Below are 17715 nucleotides of genomic sequence, written 5' to 3' on the forward strand. Positions count from 1 at the left end.
TTCACATTATAATTTAAAAAGCTTTATATCCTTGTTCATCCGCAAAATTATGTAGTGAACTAATCAATCCTTTATTTAATATTCATCATCAAAATCAAAATATTGTTGTGGTGGTTGACCTTTACTTTCTACAATTTGTGGTTCTAACAAGCTAACATTCATTTTTTCTATACTATAAACATCTACCTTAAATCTCCACTCATCACCATAATCAAAAATATATAAAAAGCTTTGCTTTTCATTTAAATCTAATTCTCCTATTTTTACTTCATCCACATGAGGTCCCTCATCTTCATAAGGGCAAGTAAACTTGTTGTTTGACCAAGCTTTACCATCCATAAAAAATGAATACATATGATCATTATCAAAATCAAAAGCAGCTTGAATATAATCATGTAAATCCTCTAGTGTATGTGTTGCATTAAGTTTTATTTTTGACCATACACCTTTATCTATGTAAACTTTAAATGTATAAATCCCATCTTTAAATTTATTACTATTTCTAGGTAGTACATTTTCTAACTTTCCATCTTTGAATATTTTTTTAAAAGCTATATAAAATTCTTCCTCAAACTCAATCTTCCACTCACCAAAATTCCTTCTATATGGTATGTTCCATTCTTCTAAGACTCTCTTTTTATTTAATATTTTAAATAACTCTGCTCCAATTGGACTAACTATAATCTGACTTGGGCAAAAAATCTTTCATTTTTTTCTTTTTCTTCTTCTTTATCTTCTTTAATATTTATTAAACCAAAATAGGAAAAATACAACAATATAGTACTTCTATATCTCATAATACTATCTGCATAAATGATTTCATCTGGTCTACTTGAAGAAATATGTGCTAAAATTTCCATAGTGGAATAAGCATTAATAGAATCATATGTCTGGTATCCTAGATTTTCAAAATCACAATCTACCCATAACATCTCTACCAATGCAATATATTTCTCTATATCGTTTAAATTTTTAAATAATGTAAATCTTTCTGTAGGCTTCAAAATCGTTTTTCCACCTTTTATTATTTCTTCCCTAAACAATTTTCCACCTATAGATAAATTACAAAACAAATGAAGTAATGGATATGCTCGTTGTGTACTTTTATTTTTAACATTTTCTTGTTTTATTTTAACAATTTTATTTATTTCAAATAAAAATTTAGGTGAAATAAATTTAGTTACTTTTCCTATAGTAACTTCATTCGAAGCTATATACTCCATAAACTTATCAAAATCATCCAAAAAACTTTTCATTTCTTGATTTAAATCAAATCTCTTCACTTTTCTTCCTCCAGTTAATATAGCTTGACTTAATATTATATAAAAACCTTTAAAAACTCTTCTTTATATAGTGTGTACCTTTCTTGTAAATTAATAGTCTAAAATTTCACCTTTTAAGTAACATTCTTTTAAATATCCTAAGACACTGTAATATAATGATGAGTTAAAGTTTGTTATCCTATCTACTAACCATGAACTTAATACTTCTATAGTTTTATCTATTAAATCTTCCTCATCTTCTAGTAAAGACAATATTAATCTACTGTATAATTTTCCTATTGACAATGCTCTTGGTAGTTTCTCTTTACAATATACTTCAATATCATAATTACCATCTTTAATATTACATTTTTCAATAAATTCATAGCAAACTGAATCTATTGATTCACAATGCATAACCTCAGCATTTTTATAAATAAACTCAATATTTTCTTTTCCCAAAACATCAACAATTGTCTTTCTTCTATTTTTAGTCTTTCTCCCTAAACTTTCAATTACATAACACAAATAATACAGATCATCTTTATTCTTATTATTTATTTCCATTACTATCAGCTCCTGTAACAAATTCGTAACCTTCTTTATAGTAATAATTTTAACATAGCCAAATGTATATTACACAATATATGTTTCATTAAACACTAAATATAAAGAACCTAATTAAAAAGTTTTATTTGTACTTTTACATTTACATTCCTTTATATACATAATAATATGTTGATAAATCTTTTCCATATCTTCATTTTTAGGAAGTACCTTCATGGTTTTCTCAATATACTTTCTTTCTAAAATAAGTTTTAGAGTAATAGGAAAATTAATATCAAAAATCCATGTTAATTTCATAAGACGCATATCATTACGTGTTTTAACATATTTATTTTCGGAATTTTTATTATTTAAAATATCTTGAACTATAACTTTTGAATACTGTTTTGTATCTGGTAAATTATGTTCAATAGCTGAATTTTTATCTTTATCCATAACTTCATAATAATCAGTTACAACTTTTAATATATCTAGTTTATCTGCATCTCTAAGAATTTTTGATAATAAAAGAGTATCTTTAGAATATTCCTTTGGTATTTTAAACATGTTATGAACTCTAATACTGTCAATAATTAATTTACTTTCTTCTTTAGATAATTCAGATAAAATATTCTGTTCTTCTAATATTTTTACACTTAATTTTGCGTGATTTTCCGAAATACTATCATCAAACGTATTGTATTTGCTAAATTGTTCAAACCTTCCTATATCATGAAATAATGCAGAAACTTTGGCTAGAAATTTTAGATTATTGCTGCAATCTAAAGAATCACATATTATTTCTGCATTATTAAGTACTCTCAAAGTATGTTCTTCTTTTAAAATTATGTTTTGCTGTACCTCTGAGTTTTTACTATAAAATTTTTTTGTATAATCTAAAAATACCTTTTTCAGTTGTGAAAAATTAGTATTAGGCATAAATGAAACCTCCCTAAGGAACCGTCCCTCTGTTTTTTAATCTTTTAATACACTTTTTTTAAAATTATTCCCTCTTTAAATCCGCCTCTTTCTTTTTTCTTTTCCGCTCTCTTTTTCATTAAATCTTCTTCTGAATAACCAAGATTTTGTGCCAGTCCAAATAACACTTCCATAACATCTGCAAGCTCTTCTAGATTTTTATCTTGTAAATATTCATTTACTTCCTCTGTAAGTTTTTTCTCTAAAAAATCTTTTTTTTCCTCTCCTTGCGCTATTACAGTATCACAATCTTTTCCTGAATTTTTTATTATGTTTGGTATTTTATCTCTCACTAATTTGTTGTATGTTTTCATGGTATTGCTCCTTTCTATAGACCTTTCTCAAATCTATTTTTATAATACTGAAGTGTTCTATATTCTACTGCATCTTTAAAGTGTTTCATAAAACATTCGTTGTCCTTTAAGTCTTCAAGGGCTTCATTCAAACAAAAATCATCTCCATCTATATGAAAGAAATCACTGTGAGTTTTGTTTAAAAACTTTATTGGATTCTGCTTTGCTAATTTAACATATTTTGATTTATCCCAATTTCTAAAATTTGCTGTACTTTTGTGTTTTAACATCTCTATTGCATTTGAACCCTTTGAATAAAACTCTTTAAAACTCCTGTAAATATCTTCATCATTTATCCTTAATTTTAAATTTCCTTCATTATAAAAAGCTAAAAGTATTGGCATTTTATAAGTTTTACTCATTGAAGTAGTTTCTAACATTTTAATAAATCCATAAGCTAAGAAATTCATGCCCTTTTCTTCTTCTGTTAGCTCTCCTAATTTTCCTAAAAAACTCATATAATCATTAAACACATTTAGCTTTGACTTTGTTCTCATATTTGAATAAATCTCATTGTCCATATTGGTAAATAACTCTACTCTACAAGGTGTATGAGATAATTTTTCCTTTACCCTTTTAAATTCCTCTTCTATTAATGTTTCTAGTTTAATTTGCTCTCTAGCTTGTTTTTTAAATATATCTATAAGTCTAAAATCAAAATCCACCATGCAGTCCTCAGGATAATTAAGATTTTGAGGATTTCTTATGCCTTTACCTTCTCCCCCTTTATTTTTGCCTGTAAGTAAAAAAGGAATTAGGTTGGCTCTTTTATAATTTCCTATAAAATCTAAAACATTTAAATACTTTTTATCCTTACTCTTTCTAAGACCTCTTCCAAGCTGCTGTAAAAATACTGTTGGGGACTGTGTAGGTCTTAAAAACATAACCAAATCCACAGAAGGTATGTCTAATCCTTCATTAAACATATCTACTGAAAATATAATATTTATTTCTCCTTTTTTAAGCATAGAAATTGCCTTTTCTCTATCCTCTGAGTAGGTGTTAATTCCTCCACTGTATACTGCACAGGATTTTATTCCATTTTCACTAAAATATTTTGCCATATATTCTGCATGGCTCTTTGAAGTACAAAAACCCAACGCTCTTTTGCTGTTATATTTTAAATAATTCTTTAAAATTAATTCTGCTCTTTTATTTAACATAAGAGCTTTCTCTAATTCTTTTCCATCATATTTACCATTTTTATAATCTACATTGTTATAATCTACGGTTTCATCATATATACCATAATATCTAAAAGGCACAAGATATCCTTTATTTATTGCCTCTTTAAGTCTTACTTCATAAACCATATTATAATCACACAATGCAAATACATCTTGATTGTCCATTCTTTCCGGTGTGGCTGTTAATCCTAACAAAAATTTAGGTTTAAAATAATCTATTATCTTTTTATAATTTTTTGCTGCAGCATGATGGAATTCGTCAATAACTATATAATCAAAATAATCCTTTTTAAAATAATTTTCGTTTAAATATTCTTCTTTTCCAAGTGTCTGAACCAAAGCAAAAATCATGTCTGCATTTGTATCTTTTTCGTCACTATAAAAGAATCCTACTGAATCATCATTTCTCACATTTTTAAAGCTATTTGCTGCCTGTTTTATTATTTCTTCTCTATGAGCTGCAAACAAAATCTTTTTATATTTTTGAGAATCAAAGGCTGCCAAATATGTTTTTCCAATCCCAGTAGCTGCCACTACCAATCCTTTATCATAGCCTTCTTCTCTTGATTTATTTAAATAATGAAGAGCTTCAACTTGTGCTCCCTTTGGCTCAAAAATATGTATGACCTTATTTTCTTCTTCTTTATCCTCAATTTTTTGTAAATCCTTGTATACCTTTGGTCTTACCCAACTTTTTGAATATCTTTCAAGTTCATTTTCATCTACTATTATTGAATGATTTAAAAATAGATCTTCAAAAGTATTATAAAAATGTTTAAAATCCTCTTCATTATCTTTCTTTGATACTTTGTAATTCCACTCTATTCCTGAGGTTAAAGCAGAACGAGACATATTAGAAGAACCTATAAATATTTCTCCCCCATCTTCATAGTGAAATATATATGCCTTTGGATGAAAGGATTTATTACGTATATTGTAAAACCTCAAATCCACATTATCCCCTAAAATGTCTTTTAACATATACAAGGCTTGGGGCTGAGTTATATTTAAATAATTTCCTGTTAATATTCTTACTGGAATTTTGTTTTCTAGAGCCATTTTCAGTTCATTTTTAAGAAGCTTAACTCCAGATTCCATTAAAAAAGCTACAATTATATCTATACTTTTTGCCTTTTTAAAACATTCTCTCAATTTGTTTACTAGATAGTCATTATCTCCAGTTATGCAATTTGTATTATATGATATATCTTTTTCCCTTATATTATTAAGCATCAACTCATTTTTTACATTATTTTCAGCTGTAATTTCTTTTTCTTTCAGTGTATTCCCCATACTATGCCTCCGTTATCCGTCATACTCAACCAATTGCTCCTTCAGCTTTCTTATTCCTCCTCTAGGATTTTCAATGTCGCCCTTATATCTTGGAATCAAATGCACATGAAGGTGCATTATGGTTTGTCCTGCCCAGTAGCCTACATTAACTCCAACATTGTATCCATCTGGCTCATATTGAATATCAAGCATTTCCTTAACTTCGTGCATCAAGCTATATATTGCAATAATTTCTTCTCCAGTAGCTTCAAAGAAATTTGCAAAATGTCTCTTAGGTATGATTAATGTATGCCCTTCATTTACAGGGTACGTATCTAAAATAGCAAATGCTAATTTGTTTTCTGCTATTATCTTATCTTTATCGTAATTACAAAATATACAATCCATGGTGATGTGCCTCCTTAAAATAAAAAATATGCTAAGTATATTTTAGCATATTGAATAAAATTATTTAGATATTCTACATCTTTTTAACACATAATATACTTATTTTCATTATATTTGTATCTATAGTAAAATATATATTATAATGAAATAGTTAATAAATAACTCAATTTTTCTCATATTAAAGGTGTAATTTATACAATACTGTTTAAATGAATAAATAATCTTTAATAACAACTGCTAACGAATATAATACTTATAATTCAAGGAGGAAACTAGATGTCTTTTATAGGAAAAGCTTTAAGCAATATGATAAATGGAAAGAGAACAATTACAAAGCCTACTTTTTTAAAAGAATTTACAAAAGAAAATAACCAATTAAATGATCTTTTAAAACTTTCCAAGAAAGTTATTGGTAATAAAAAAGAGTTAATTGATAGAGATATAACTTTTATTAGAAAAGGATTAGATGGAGAAAAGAATGTTTATTTTGAACTAAAAAATTCTTTTATTCCTATGCTCTGTCTTTATGATATAAGATTAGAATACAATGATTATACTGCACAGTTTGATTTTATACTAATAACTAATAAAGCCATCTTTGTATTAGAAACAAAAAAATTGAATGGAGACATTGAAATAACTAGTGATGGTGATTTTATTAGAACTATAAGGACTAATTCTGGTAAATTTATAAAAAAAGAAGGAATGTATAGTCCAATATCACAAAATGAAAGACATATTAATATATTAAGAGAAATATTACTTAAGGAAGGTTTAATAAAAGATTATCCTATAAAATCTATAGTTGTAATAGCAAATCCAAAGACCATAATAAATAAAAGTAGATGTCCTGAATCTATTAGAAACAATATTTATAAATATGATCAACTTGTTAATTTACTAAAGAATGAATTAAATGATAAAAATAATCAGAAGAATGTACTTGAAAAGTATATGTATAATATTGCTAATTTCTTAATAGAGCATAATAAGCCTAAAACTTTTAATTATCAAGCTAAATATATGTTAACTGCAAAAGATCTTAAAAATAATAAATTTATCAAAGAAAAAGTTGCAGCAAAAGATATTGAAAAACCTAAATCAAATTTTTCTACAAATGTACATAATAAAGAAGTTGAACAAGCTTCTGCTTCTTCTGAAACCTATCAATCACTAAAAAAATATAGATTGGATACTTCTAGAAAAGAAGGTATAAAACCATATATGATTTTTAACAATAAGGAATTGGATTCTCTTATAGAAAATAAACCTCAAACAAAAGATGCCCTACTTCAAATTAAGGGCTTTGGTCCAAAAAAGGTTGAAAAGTACGGCGATGCTATTTTGAGTATTATTCAACTTTCTCAGGTGAAAAATAACCGCTGCGGGAAATGATATCTTGCTTAGAAACCTTTCACTTCAGTAACAAGTTCTAAGCTTTACTCATATTGAAAAAAGATTTTTTAATTAATATTCCGTAGGAATCAGTAATTAAAAAATAACTTTTTTCAAATTCGTAAAGCTAAGAACTTGTAAACTTTGTTCAAATGTTTCTTACGCAATATATCGTTTTCCTTCGCTAAGCAGTATTTTTTTACTGCGAAAGTTGAGGTATTATAAATAAGAAATAATTTATGGGGGGACAGTTCATGTGGTTTGACTGTGGAATGCAGGATAAGTGGTGATGAGGCGTCCCCTTTTGAATTTAAATTACTAAATAAGCCTAAGTATTAATTATATTCATAACCCGCTTAATCATACTCCGAGGACATTCTTTTAACTCTTTAATGTCAAATTCTTTTACGCTACTTTCTAATACAATTTTTAGTTTATCATTACTAATATAAATTTCTTTATCTCTAAATTTAAATCCTTGAATTTTGCTACATTCACTTAAATTTTTATTACTATTAATCAATCTAACTTTTTTTTCTATTCTATAAAGTTCTTTCCATAATCTAAATTCCTCTTTCGTTTTTATGCATAAATCTGTTACTGTCTCTGCATTAAATAACAAATATTCAGTAGTATACATGATTTTTCTAACCTGATATCCTTTAACTTCTATCTTTTGGGATAGTTTATCCCATTTATCCACCTCAAATATGTAATAATCTTCCTCTGTATACTTTGGTAACTTTCTTATTTCATATCTTTTTACTTGCTTTATTTTCTTAACTTTTCCATAGTATACTATTCCAGCTTCTTGTTTAAAATTTTTTTTAGATTGAGCAAGCGCAATATATTTAATGTTATGTTCTAATAAATTAATATTTGACATCTTTGTATGATAAAACTTACTCTTTAAATTGACTTCTAACTGCTCTCTATTTTTTAATGAACCTACAAGAACATTTCTATCTTCAAAACAACTATTTTTAATATAATATTCTTTTCCTTTTTTTCCTAATGCTCTTTCAAAAGAAGAATATGAAGATTCTCTTATTAATTCATCTAAAAATTTTTCCATAAGTTTTGTACTACTTGGTAAAAACGGTATTCCCCCTATATTTACAGATTCAATACTTTTATAAAAATTATGATTAGAGTATTCTTTTTCATTATTATATGGGAAAAGAACAAATGATCCAAATATATTATTTTTAACTTTTCCATTATTTTTATATTTACTATTATTTTCATACACTATAGCATCTCTATACCTATGCATCGTATTAATGTCTTCTTCTTTTGGCCCTGGTGTCTTATTCTTTGTATTATAACTAGTACCTTCTATTGCTCTATCAAGTTTGTACTTAGCATCAAATATATAATTATAGGTTACTTTTCCTTTAACTTTATCAATAGATAAAACATTATCTGGCTTTTGACCTACTGTTCTTGATTTCATTTTAGAATTATAAGATACTACAAACCTTTCTTCATTTTCAGGATTTTGATAAACTACTCTTGACTCTACACCTTTTTTTAGAGTTATAAATATTCCATTGTTACTTAATTTAATCATATTATTAGAAATTAACTTATATTTTTCCCTAAGTATGTGATTTATCCTAATAAAACACCAATATTCATATAACAAAGGCAAATCCTTAATTGAAAGTTTAAACAATTCACCTTTCAATGTTAAACCTTTTATAAGCATCAAATAATATTTATAAACATCCTTGTATCCCAAAGCCATCTTAAACACCATTGACGAACTTTCTTTAAATTCATATTTCCCTACATTTTTTAAAAAACCACTTTTTAAATATCTTTTTATATGATTAATCATCATATCTAAATCATTAATAAATAAATTATCTTTCTTTCTGTTAAGCTTTAAATATTTCATTTTAAGTTCATTAAGCTTAAAAACTATTTTCGTTATCATATACTTTAAAAATCTATTTTCATTAGTATCCTTTGTTATTCTTTTACTTACGTTAAGAGCTTTTATTGGAATTAATCTTCCATCTTTATTAATCATATTATCTGGTCTTTTTTCTAACCACTTAATTGTTTCATTAGTTACATTTTTTATTTTATAAAAAGGTACAATACTTTTATCATTCATCAATAAATGATGAGGTTCATTTACAATAATATTTAAAGCTTTTATAAGTTTTTCATAAATATACTTAAGAATACTGTAATATTCTCCTAAACTATGACTTGTATTTTCACCTATTCCACCTTTTAAATATGTTCTTTTCAAAAAATCAAAAGCTAGGTTATACATTTCTTCATTTACATCATTCAAAATATTTATATAATCTTTTCTATAATCAATTTTACTTGGAAATACCTCTAAAGTTATATCCAAATGCCTAACACCATCAACTTTTATAACTAAATCAGAATATCCTATCTCACCTTTAAAATTTATTATTCCACTAAGACTTCCGCTTTTATTTTTGGTAATTTTATCTCTTATATTTACACTTTCATTATAAAAAGATATATCAACATCTTTATTCTTTTTTTCTATAATAATTTCATAATTTTCATATTCAAAAAAGTATACTTTATCCCCTCCAATAGCATTTAATATACTTTTTTCAGGAATGTCTTTAACAATAAAACCATTTCTTTTTACATCATCAAATTGTATTTCAGCATTTCTATTTTTACCTTTTATAGTAAAATATATTTTATCCGTTTCTATAAAAAGAAGCTCTTTTTTAGTATTACCAGAAGGTTGTAAATCCATCTTCCCTAAACCTCCTAATCATCTTCAATACTTTTTTAGATGACTTTAAGAATTGTACTTTTTTATCATTTATATCTTTCTTTTTATCATCTTCTAGATACTTGTCCATCTGATTTAATGTATCATCACTTATATAATCAATATTTAACTCATTTTTATCTATTTTAGAAAAGAATAAAAATAAATCTAAAAGACATTTTTGAATATCTATACTGTTTCCTTGGATTCTTGGAAGTATTTTCTGATTTATAGCAAAATCTAAAGCTTCATTAAAATTCATTATGCCTTCATCTACTGCATAAATCATATAAAAAATAACTTCATCCCTTACTCTATATCCAAAATGCATATCTACTTTTTGTAAAATTTCATTTATTTCTTTAAGATTATCAATAACCTTTTTTGCTATATTTTTTTTATCTTTACATTGAATCAATTTCAAATATTTTGAACGCAACAGCTTATTTGAATAGATTTTATTTGAATAATCCTCACCGTTCTCAAATGCATCAAAATCAAAATCTAAATCTACATCATTAAATTCTATTGTATTTGCTCTATCTAAAACTTTTTTACTAAAAGGAAATGTTGTTTCATCCATATTAACTGTACCAACTATATATAAATTTTCTGGTATATATAATTTACTTAATTCACCTTTAACTGAAGATTTATCTCCTAATAATTCGTCCTTTATTAATTTATCCGTTATTATTTTATCTTTACAGATTTTTCTTGTTTCCATTAATGATAAAATATCACTAAAATAATACTCAACTCTAGCTAAATTCATTTCATCCAAGCATACAAAATATGGTATATCTTTTTCACAAATTGCTCTTCTTATTATATTTGTAAGTATTCCTGACTGAAAATCACCATTAATATTTTTATATCCGATAAGCTCTGCTGGATCTGACCAATCTGGTCTTACTGGTATTAAATTATATGTACCATCTTCTCTATTTGCCCCAATAGCATTGGCAAACAATTCTACAAGTTTACTTTTACCTGTTCCTGATATTCCGTATAAAATAACAAAAGGCTTTGTTTTTAATGATAAGTAAAAATTTTTAATCACTTCTTCTTTATATGTATACCCTTTTGAAGTTATATACTTATAAATGTCTTTAATCGTATCCTTTGGATTAAAGTTACTTTCTACTATTTTATGGGTCATTTTATTTTCTCCTAAATTTTTATTTGAATAATAAAGATTAAGCTTATCTTCTAGTATATCTTTTAAATCTTCTTTATCATCCTCAGTAAATTCACTCCAAAGTTCATCATTAAATCTTAAATATTCAACTTCATTTATTTGTTGTTTATATATATAACCTTTTTGATTTATAAAACTATAAGGATTTTCATTCATGATCCTTTTTACAGTACTTACTGAAAGATTTTCTATCTTTCTTTGAATATCTGAAACATTTTCTTCTGCTTGAAACCCTTTTTTATATCTATCTAAATACATACTCTTTATATCTTCACACACATCATCATAAACTGCTTTTCCATCTTTATCTGATAGTTTTAAAAGAGCCAATAGTAATACTATTTTGTAAGATTTTTGATATTTTGAACCATTAAATTTCCCTTTGGGTTCTATATAAGCGAAAAAGCGAGAAGTAATAGCTGCATCCACCCTAATTTTTTTATCAAATTCAAAATCATCATCAGCAATAAACTTAAGTTTAAAAACATTAAATTTATCCGTTTTATAAAATTCCACATATTCTTCTGGTCTTTTTATATGTGGATCTTCATTATATTCAAATATATATTTATAACTTTTATGTAATTTAAATTTAAAATAATTCTTAATTTTTTTTCTAAAATTTATCTGATAAATATTATCTCTTTTTTCTACATTAACATATCTGAATACTGATTCAAATTCTTTATCATCTATCAATAAAATAATTTTTTCACTTTCACCTTTTTCTAAATTATTTTTTTTCATATTTTTTATAAATTTATCAACATATTTTTTAGGAATTGTTACTGAATTATTAAACATTGATTTATCTATTAATTTTTTTGCTATGATATTTTTTTCATTAACATCTAACCATGTACTCAATTTATCTGATTCGTTTTTACCTAATTTAAAGTTACTTTTTTCACCTTTATCAATTATTTCTAATACAATTTTTCTCAGCTCTTGTTCACTATATTTATTATATTCATCAACAATTTCTACTCTACTTTTGCTCATTTCTCGTTGATGCCATCCAACTCTATTATTATTATTATGAATAGGATCAAATTCATCTCTCATATTTTTTATATTAGAAGATTTAACATTAATTTTTTTACTTATATCTTCAAAAGCTTCAGTAAAATTTGAATATCCTAAATTTTTTACAGCAGTTCTATCAAATTTAGATAAATAATATGCTATTATTAACGTGTTTTTATTGTTATTCATTTAATGTCCTCCTATCAATAGTTTTATTATAAACACATAATAGATACTCTTTTAATTTAGAAAAATCTTATCTCTTTGTTCAAATATATGTCTAAATCAATTTTTTCACTTTACAGTACTTTTAATTACAATTTAATCCACTATGTTTTATTTTTTACTCAAAATATAAAATATACTAATTTAATTTTAGCATATTTTTTTATAATCTTGTTTTTTATTTAAACGTTAAATTGTATCAAATTCAAGTTAGCAATATCTTTTTATAAAAATTTTCCACTATAATATTCTTTTTCACTGTAAATACACACTTAAATCAATATCCCCCCATTTCCATACCCTACCTTCACTTAATCCTCTCCCCCAATCATAATTTTTTTCTTAACTCTCCGCCCCCTCCCCAAAAATAAGTTATAATAAATTATACTAAGATTTGCACTAACTCTTATTTAGACCAGCTAGTAATAGTCAATAGTTTTTTTAAAAAAATTTATTTTTAAATTAGGGTATAGCAAAGCTAGCTATTGTAAAAATACGAACAATAGCTCTCTAATTTATTATTTGGGTTTAAAGCCGATTAGGCTACTGTTTTACATTGATTTTGAAGATACATTTTCTCGTGTATCTTAGGATCTCTAATCTCAAAAGGTTTCTGGTTTTTAAGAACCGAGAATATGTACTTGATTAGTTTGTTCATAACAGCACCTAAAGCCACTTTTTTCTTTTTACCTTTAAGATTTTCTTTGTAGTATTTAAGCAAAACTTCATTGTTAGGTTTACCATTTTTGTTAGTTCTCACGGATGCTAATGCGATAGCATATAAGGCTCGGCGTCCGATTCTGGTACCACGCTTAGACATTTTATTTCTATCACTGTTGAATTTGCCTGATTGATTAACAGAAGGATCGATACCAAAATATGCAATTAAATGCTTAGGCTTAAGAAAACCGTTGATGTCACCAATTTCACTCATTATAGTTATTGCTGTTAATTCACCAATACCAGGTATTGAGTATATTAATTGGATGTTTTTAATAAATGTCTCTGGAAGCCTACGGCTTTTTATAAGTGAATGTATTTCCTTCAGCAAACATTCAAGTTGAGTTTCTAAGGTTTCTATCAATGAAATTGTATTAGTGATTTTTACAAATAAGCTAGACGACTTTATCCCAATATAGAGTGCTTCTTGGGCAATAAGAATCAGTTTTTTATAAAGATTTTCACTATAGTTTAGTCCTTTTCTTGAATTGCTAGAAATGATTTCTATCAAAATCTCTCTATCTGCATCAAGAATGGCTTGTGGACTAGTAAATTGCTTAAGTATAGCTAAAGAAGTTTTACACGTAATATTTGAAAATACGGAATTGTATCCAGGAAAAATAACCCTTAAGTCAGTAGATAATTTTTTCTTATAAGTAGATTTAGTATCTGTTAATTTATAGTAGTCTCTGCAGAGAGATTTTAAGGTATAAATTTCAACATCGAATGCAGAAGAACATTTAACAGATTGAAATTTACCTATTTTAGCGATGGATATTGCATCACTTTTATCATTTTTCACTTTTCTTATTCCACTATTTTTGTTACTATTAGTAATGAGTGGATTAAAGATAAATGTTTCGAACTTATCTTTAAGAAAGTGGAAAAGAGTAAGGTGATAAACACCAGTAGATTCCATGAAAATGCCAGTTTTCATGTTAAACTCTTCTTCCGCTTTTTTTATTTGATCTACTAGGTAATCAAAACCATCTCTATTATGTTTAATCTTAAAAGGCTTTCTGTAAATTTCACCGTTAGGTGCCAGAATAGCTACTACTGAAAAATCTGCTGATACATCAATTCCAACTGTTGGTTTATATAAAAATTTACTCATATGTATTATCTCCTTTATTTTTGAGATAGAATAGATATTCCATTTCTATCAGTAATTCTATAACCTTGTTTGTGACACGGGTAATTCCCAAAAGGAAACCCAACCAGCTAAACATAGAGTTCTCACTGATGGAATGATACGCTAATTCACGGGTATAAATGACTCGACAGAGTCACTCCCAGGAGGTGTACATCTATCCTCTATTCAGGAGATATTATACCAAAATATTTAACTGTATAGGTTTCAATTTGACTTTAATAGAAAACTTAGTTTAGATGTAAAATGAACGCCCTATCGGGCAGAAATAATTAGAATAATAATAAAAAGATTTGTCGTAATGTTCGTTAGAATAATAGATAGTTTTCTATTGAATGTTATGACTACATTATACAAGGAGGTATAAAATCAATGAGTTTAATAGTACAAATAAATAATTACATAAATGAAAATAACATTGATATTGCTTTTGTAATTGTTATTATAGGATTAGTATTAACACCATTTTTAGATTATTCATGGATTATATCAATAATTGCTTCTTTATTTTTAAAAGAGGATGAAAATGAAAAAAAGTAATGTGATTTAATGCTGGATTTTGATTTCATTAATATGGAAGGTGGGGAATAAATAATGAATATTGAAAAGTCATGCGGTGCGGTTGTATACAGAAAGTGCGGAGCAGACATAGAATTTATCGCAGTCAAAAGTAGAGAAAGCGGGCATTGGGGATTTCCAAAAGGACATATGGAAAGTGGCGAAACTGAGATAGAAACTACTAAGAGAGAGATTTTTGAGGAAACCGGATTAGAGGTTACTCTATTAGATGAATTCAGAACAGAGATAGAATATTATTTATCTGAAAATATTAACAAAAGAGTGATTTATTTTATAGGTAAAACAGAAAATCAATGTGTAAATATTCAACAGGAAGAAATTGCAGACTATAAATGGCTAAATTATAGTGATATGCTTAATATATTAACATTTGAAAATGCAAAAGATGTATTAAAAAAAGCTAAAGATTTTATTGATGATTCCATTGATTAAAAACAACTTTTATATGTGGTAAAATAAAATTATTTAATCCACAATGGTAGAAAATTCTTAAGGACAGTAAAAAAAGCCTCAAGAGTTTATCTCTTGAGACTTGTTGGCGTTATAATGTATACTTAATAATGGAGGAAGGAAATTTTTTCTTAAGTAAAAATAACGTATTATAAAATCTAAAGCTTTCTACCTCACAGAAAGGTATCCTTCATTTTTAATTTTTAATTATTCATTATTAATTTTCTTTTACCTGCACCTATCCCTATCTTTTAACTGTGACCTGTCAACTGTCACTTGTCACTTAATAAAGGCTTAGGTCTTGCTTCCATTTTGATTAAGCAATCCTTTTGGTAAAAACTTATGCCATATCTTACAATATTCTTATATCCTTCACATCTAAGTTCTTCATCATACTTTTTCTCTTTTATTTGATTTAAAGCATCATCCGCTCTTTTTTCTAAATCATCTATGTTTTTAGCTATCTTAAATTCAATAACTATTGCTATTCCTCTCTTTGAAACAGATTTTATAAATAAATCACTTCGACCAGTGCCGCCCTGGCATTTGCCACTTAGCGAGGTATCGAGCTTAGTGGCAAAGCCCACATCGTCTTCATGACGAGGTGCTTCCTTATAATTAGATTTTACTATATAGTTGTGCATATTAGCTAAAACTCCCGTAACAAATCCATGATAGAAATTTTCATAAGCGTCATTAAAACTTATTGTTTGTATAAGAAGTTTCCCAAGCTCTTCTTCAAAAACTTCAGGCTTTTTATTCAATATTGCTTCATACATTTTAGATAAATCTTTTACTTTAACTTTATCATGAAACCACTTTAGAATTTTATTTTTAAAAATATATTTAACCTCTTTATTTGGAATTTTCAGTGTTATAAAATGATTATCCTCTTCATCCATTCTTTCACTTACTTTTTTAAAATATCCTGTGAAAAACATAAAATTCCATAAATTATCCATACTGTTATATATTTCATCATAAGTTATATCCTCATGAACTCTTTTTTCAATAGTTTTTCCTTCAATTAATAATTCAATTTCTCTTTTAGTAACACTGTCTGCTTTTTCAATCAGACTCCTAACTATACTATTTGAACTTGTGTTTGCCCAATAAGACGATGGAAAAACCTTTTTATCTATTGTTAAATCTTTTACAAATCGTACAGCACTCCAAGGATTATAAACCTCAGCATCTCCGAAAATATAACCATTGTACCATTCTTTTATTAAATCTTCTTTATCACTTAACTTATAATCTTCAAGCATCTTATTTACATCTTTTTGAGTAAATCCAAAATATTCATCATAAGATTTATTTAAAATTGATATTATTTCTAAATTATTTAGTCCTGTAAAAATACTTTCTTTTGAAATACGCAAACAACCTGTTATAACTCCAAACTCTAAAGAAGAGTTAGTTTTTAATACTGATTCAAAAAGTGATCTTATAAATGCTATCATTCTATCATAAAAACCTTGAAAGAAAGAATTCTCAAGGGGTACATCATACTCATCAATAAGTATTATTGTTTTTTTCTTATGATATTTTTCTAAACATTTACTAAGGAAAAACAATGAATCAATGTAGTCTCCTTCATCACCTTGTTCCCTTAAAATCTTTAAAAATCTTTCCTTTTCATCTTTTAATTCTTCACTTTTTAATATATACTCATGTCTTTTGTATTCTTCTGCTATTCTTCTTTTAATAGAAATATAAGCTAACTCAAAATTAGGCTGTTTTGCAGATTTTAGAGATAAATTAATTACAGGGTATTGTCCCATATGAGAAGTGTATTTTTCTCCTGATTTCATTATATTTAAGTTTTCAAAAAGGTAAGAATTATCTTTATCGGTTTTTTCAAAATAATATTGAAGCATGCTTATATTTAAAGTCTTTCCAAATCTTCTTGGTCTTGTAAACAAATTAACATCAGATTTATTGTCTAATAAATCTTTTATTAATAATGTCTTATCTACATAATAATAATCTCTTGTTATTAATTTTTCAAAATTATCTATACCAATTGGTAATGATTTAAATTCCAAAATAACACTTCCCTTCTCAATATGACTTAAACATAATTTATTTATGTTTTAGAACAATACTAATTCTATGTATTTCTTATAATTGTTTAAAATATATCCTTGTATTTATATTATATCCTATAAGGTACTTTTGATA

14 protein-coding genes are annotated in these 17715 nt (G+C 26.2%); 3 read left to right on the forward strand and 11 right to left on the reverse strand.

All coding sequences use genetic code 11. The annotated features are described in order from the left end of the window. Positions 1 to 75: 75 nt before the first annotated feature. From ACFIJ5_RS13795 to ACFIJ5_RS13825, 7 genes are all read right to left on the reverse strand, one after another. Entirely contained in the window at positions 76 to 702 is a 627-nt protein-coding gene (locus ACFIJ5_RS13795) for an IS1096 element passenger TnpR family protein (protein WP_379809620.1), read from the reverse strand. Further along, the gene (locus ACFIJ5_RS13800; protein ID WP_379807990.1) at positions 678 to 1283 is read right to left on the reverse strand and encodes a hypothetical protein; all 606 of its coding nucleotides are present in this window, start codon (positions 1281 to 1283) and stop codon (positions 678 to 680) included. The genes ACFIJ5_RS13795 and ACFIJ5_RS13800 overlap by 25 nt, the downstream gene beginning before the upstream one ends. A 90-nt stretch (positions 1284 to 1373) precedes the next feature. After that, positions 1374 to 1829 carry a hypothetical protein gene (locus ACFIJ5_RS13805; RefSeq protein ID WP_379807992.1) on the reverse strand — a complete coding sequence of 152 codons (456 nt, stop codon included), beginning with the start codon at positions 1827 to 1829 and terminating at the stop codon, positions 1374 to 1376. A gap of 114 nt (positions 1830 to 1943) precedes the next feature. Continuing rightward, a complete protein-coding gene (locus tag ACFIJ5_RS13810; protein WP_379807994.1) occupies positions 1944 to 2747 on the reverse strand; it encodes an HD domain-containing protein in 804 nt (267 codons plus the stop codon). 44 nt (positions 2748 to 2791) lie between these two features. Beyond that, on the reverse strand, positions 2792 to 3100 hold the full coding sequence (locus tag ACFIJ5_RS13815) for a phosphoribosyl-ATP pyrophosphohydrolase (RefSeq protein WP_379807997.1): 309 nt from the start codon (positions 3098 to 3100) through the stop codon (positions 2792 to 2794). Between the two features lie 14 nt (positions 3101 to 3114). Further along, positions 3115 to 5619 (reverse strand): DEAD/DEAH box helicase family protein, encoded by a 2505-nt coding sequence (locus ACFIJ5_RS13820; RefSeq protein ID WP_379807999.1) that lies wholly within the window; start codon positions 5617 to 5619, stop codon positions 3115 to 3117. 12 nt (positions 5620 to 5631) lie between these two features. Then, positions 5632 to 6006 carry an HIT family protein gene (locus tag ACFIJ5_RS13825; protein ID WP_379808001.1) on the reverse strand — a complete coding sequence of 125 codons (375 nt, stop codon included), beginning with the start codon at positions 6004 to 6006 and terminating at the stop codon, positions 5632 to 5634. A gap of 276 nt (positions 6007 to 6282) precedes the next feature. On the opposite strand from ACFIJ5_RS13825, the gene ACFIJ5_RS13830 reads away from it, so the two are divergent. Further along, on the forward strand, positions 6283 to 7401 hold the full coding sequence (locus tag ACFIJ5_RS13830) for an NERD domain-containing protein (protein WP_379808003.1): 1119 nt from the start codon (positions 6283 to 6285) through the stop codon (positions 7399 to 7401). A 328-nt stretch (positions 7402 to 7729) separates the two neighbouring features. Here the strand turns inward: ACFIJ5_RS13830 and ACFIJ5_RS13835 are convergent, their stop codons facing one another. From ACFIJ5_RS13835 to ACFIJ5_RS13845, 3 genes are all read right to left on the reverse strand, one after another. After that, positions 7730 to 10162, reverse strand: a complete 2433-nt coding sequence (locus ACFIJ5_RS13835; protein WP_379808005.1) for a DUF2357 domain-containing protein — start codon at positions 10160 to 10162, stop codon at positions 7730 to 7732. Continuing rightward, the gene (locus ACFIJ5_RS13840; RefSeq protein ID WP_379808007.1) at positions 10140 to 12596 is read right to left on the reverse strand and encodes an McrB family protein; all 2457 of its coding nucleotides are present in this window, start codon (positions 12594 to 12596) and stop codon (positions 10140 to 10142) included. Before ACFIJ5_RS13840 ends, ACFIJ5_RS13835 begins: the two co-directional genes overlap by 23 nt. A gap of 574 nt (positions 12597 to 13170) precedes the next feature. Continuing rightward, on the reverse strand, positions 13171 to 14466 hold the full coding sequence (locus ACFIJ5_RS13845; RefSeq protein ID WP_379808009.1) for an IS110 family RNA-guided transposase: 1296 nt from the start codon (positions 14464 to 14466) through the stop codon (positions 13171 to 13173). A gap of 408 nt (positions 14467 to 14874) precedes the next feature. Between ACFIJ5_RS13845 and ACFIJ5_RS13850 the strand changes: the two genes are divergently transcribed. Both ACFIJ5_RS13850 and ACFIJ5_RS13855 read left to right on the forward strand, forming a co-directional pair. Further along, entirely contained in the window at positions 14875 to 15042 is a 168-nt protein-coding gene (locus ACFIJ5_RS13850) for a hypothetical protein (RefSeq protein WP_379808011.1), read from the forward strand. A 54-nt stretch (positions 15043 to 15096) separates the two neighbouring features. Continuing rightward, the gene (locus tag ACFIJ5_RS13855) at positions 15097 to 15513 is read left to right on the forward strand and encodes a bis(5'-nucleosyl)-tetraphosphatase (RefSeq protein WP_379808013.1); all 417 of its coding nucleotides are present in this window, start codon (positions 15097 to 15099) and stop codon (positions 15511 to 15513) included. Between the two features lie 290 nt (positions 15514 to 15803). On the opposite strand, the gene ACFIJ5_RS13860 is transcribed toward ACFIJ5_RS13855, so the two are convergent. Beyond that, positions 15804 to 17579 (reverse strand): AAA family ATPase, encoded by a 1776-nt coding sequence (locus tag ACFIJ5_RS13860; protein ID WP_379808015.1) that lies wholly within the window; start codon positions 17577 to 17579, stop codon positions 15804 to 15806. Between the last annotated feature and the right edge of the window lie 136 nt (positions 17580 to 17715).

Source organism: Haloimpatiens myeolchijeotgali, from assembly GCF_042688525.2.
Classification (GTDB): domain Bacteria; phylum Bacillota; class Clostridia; order Clostridiales; family Clostridiaceae; genus Haloimpatiens.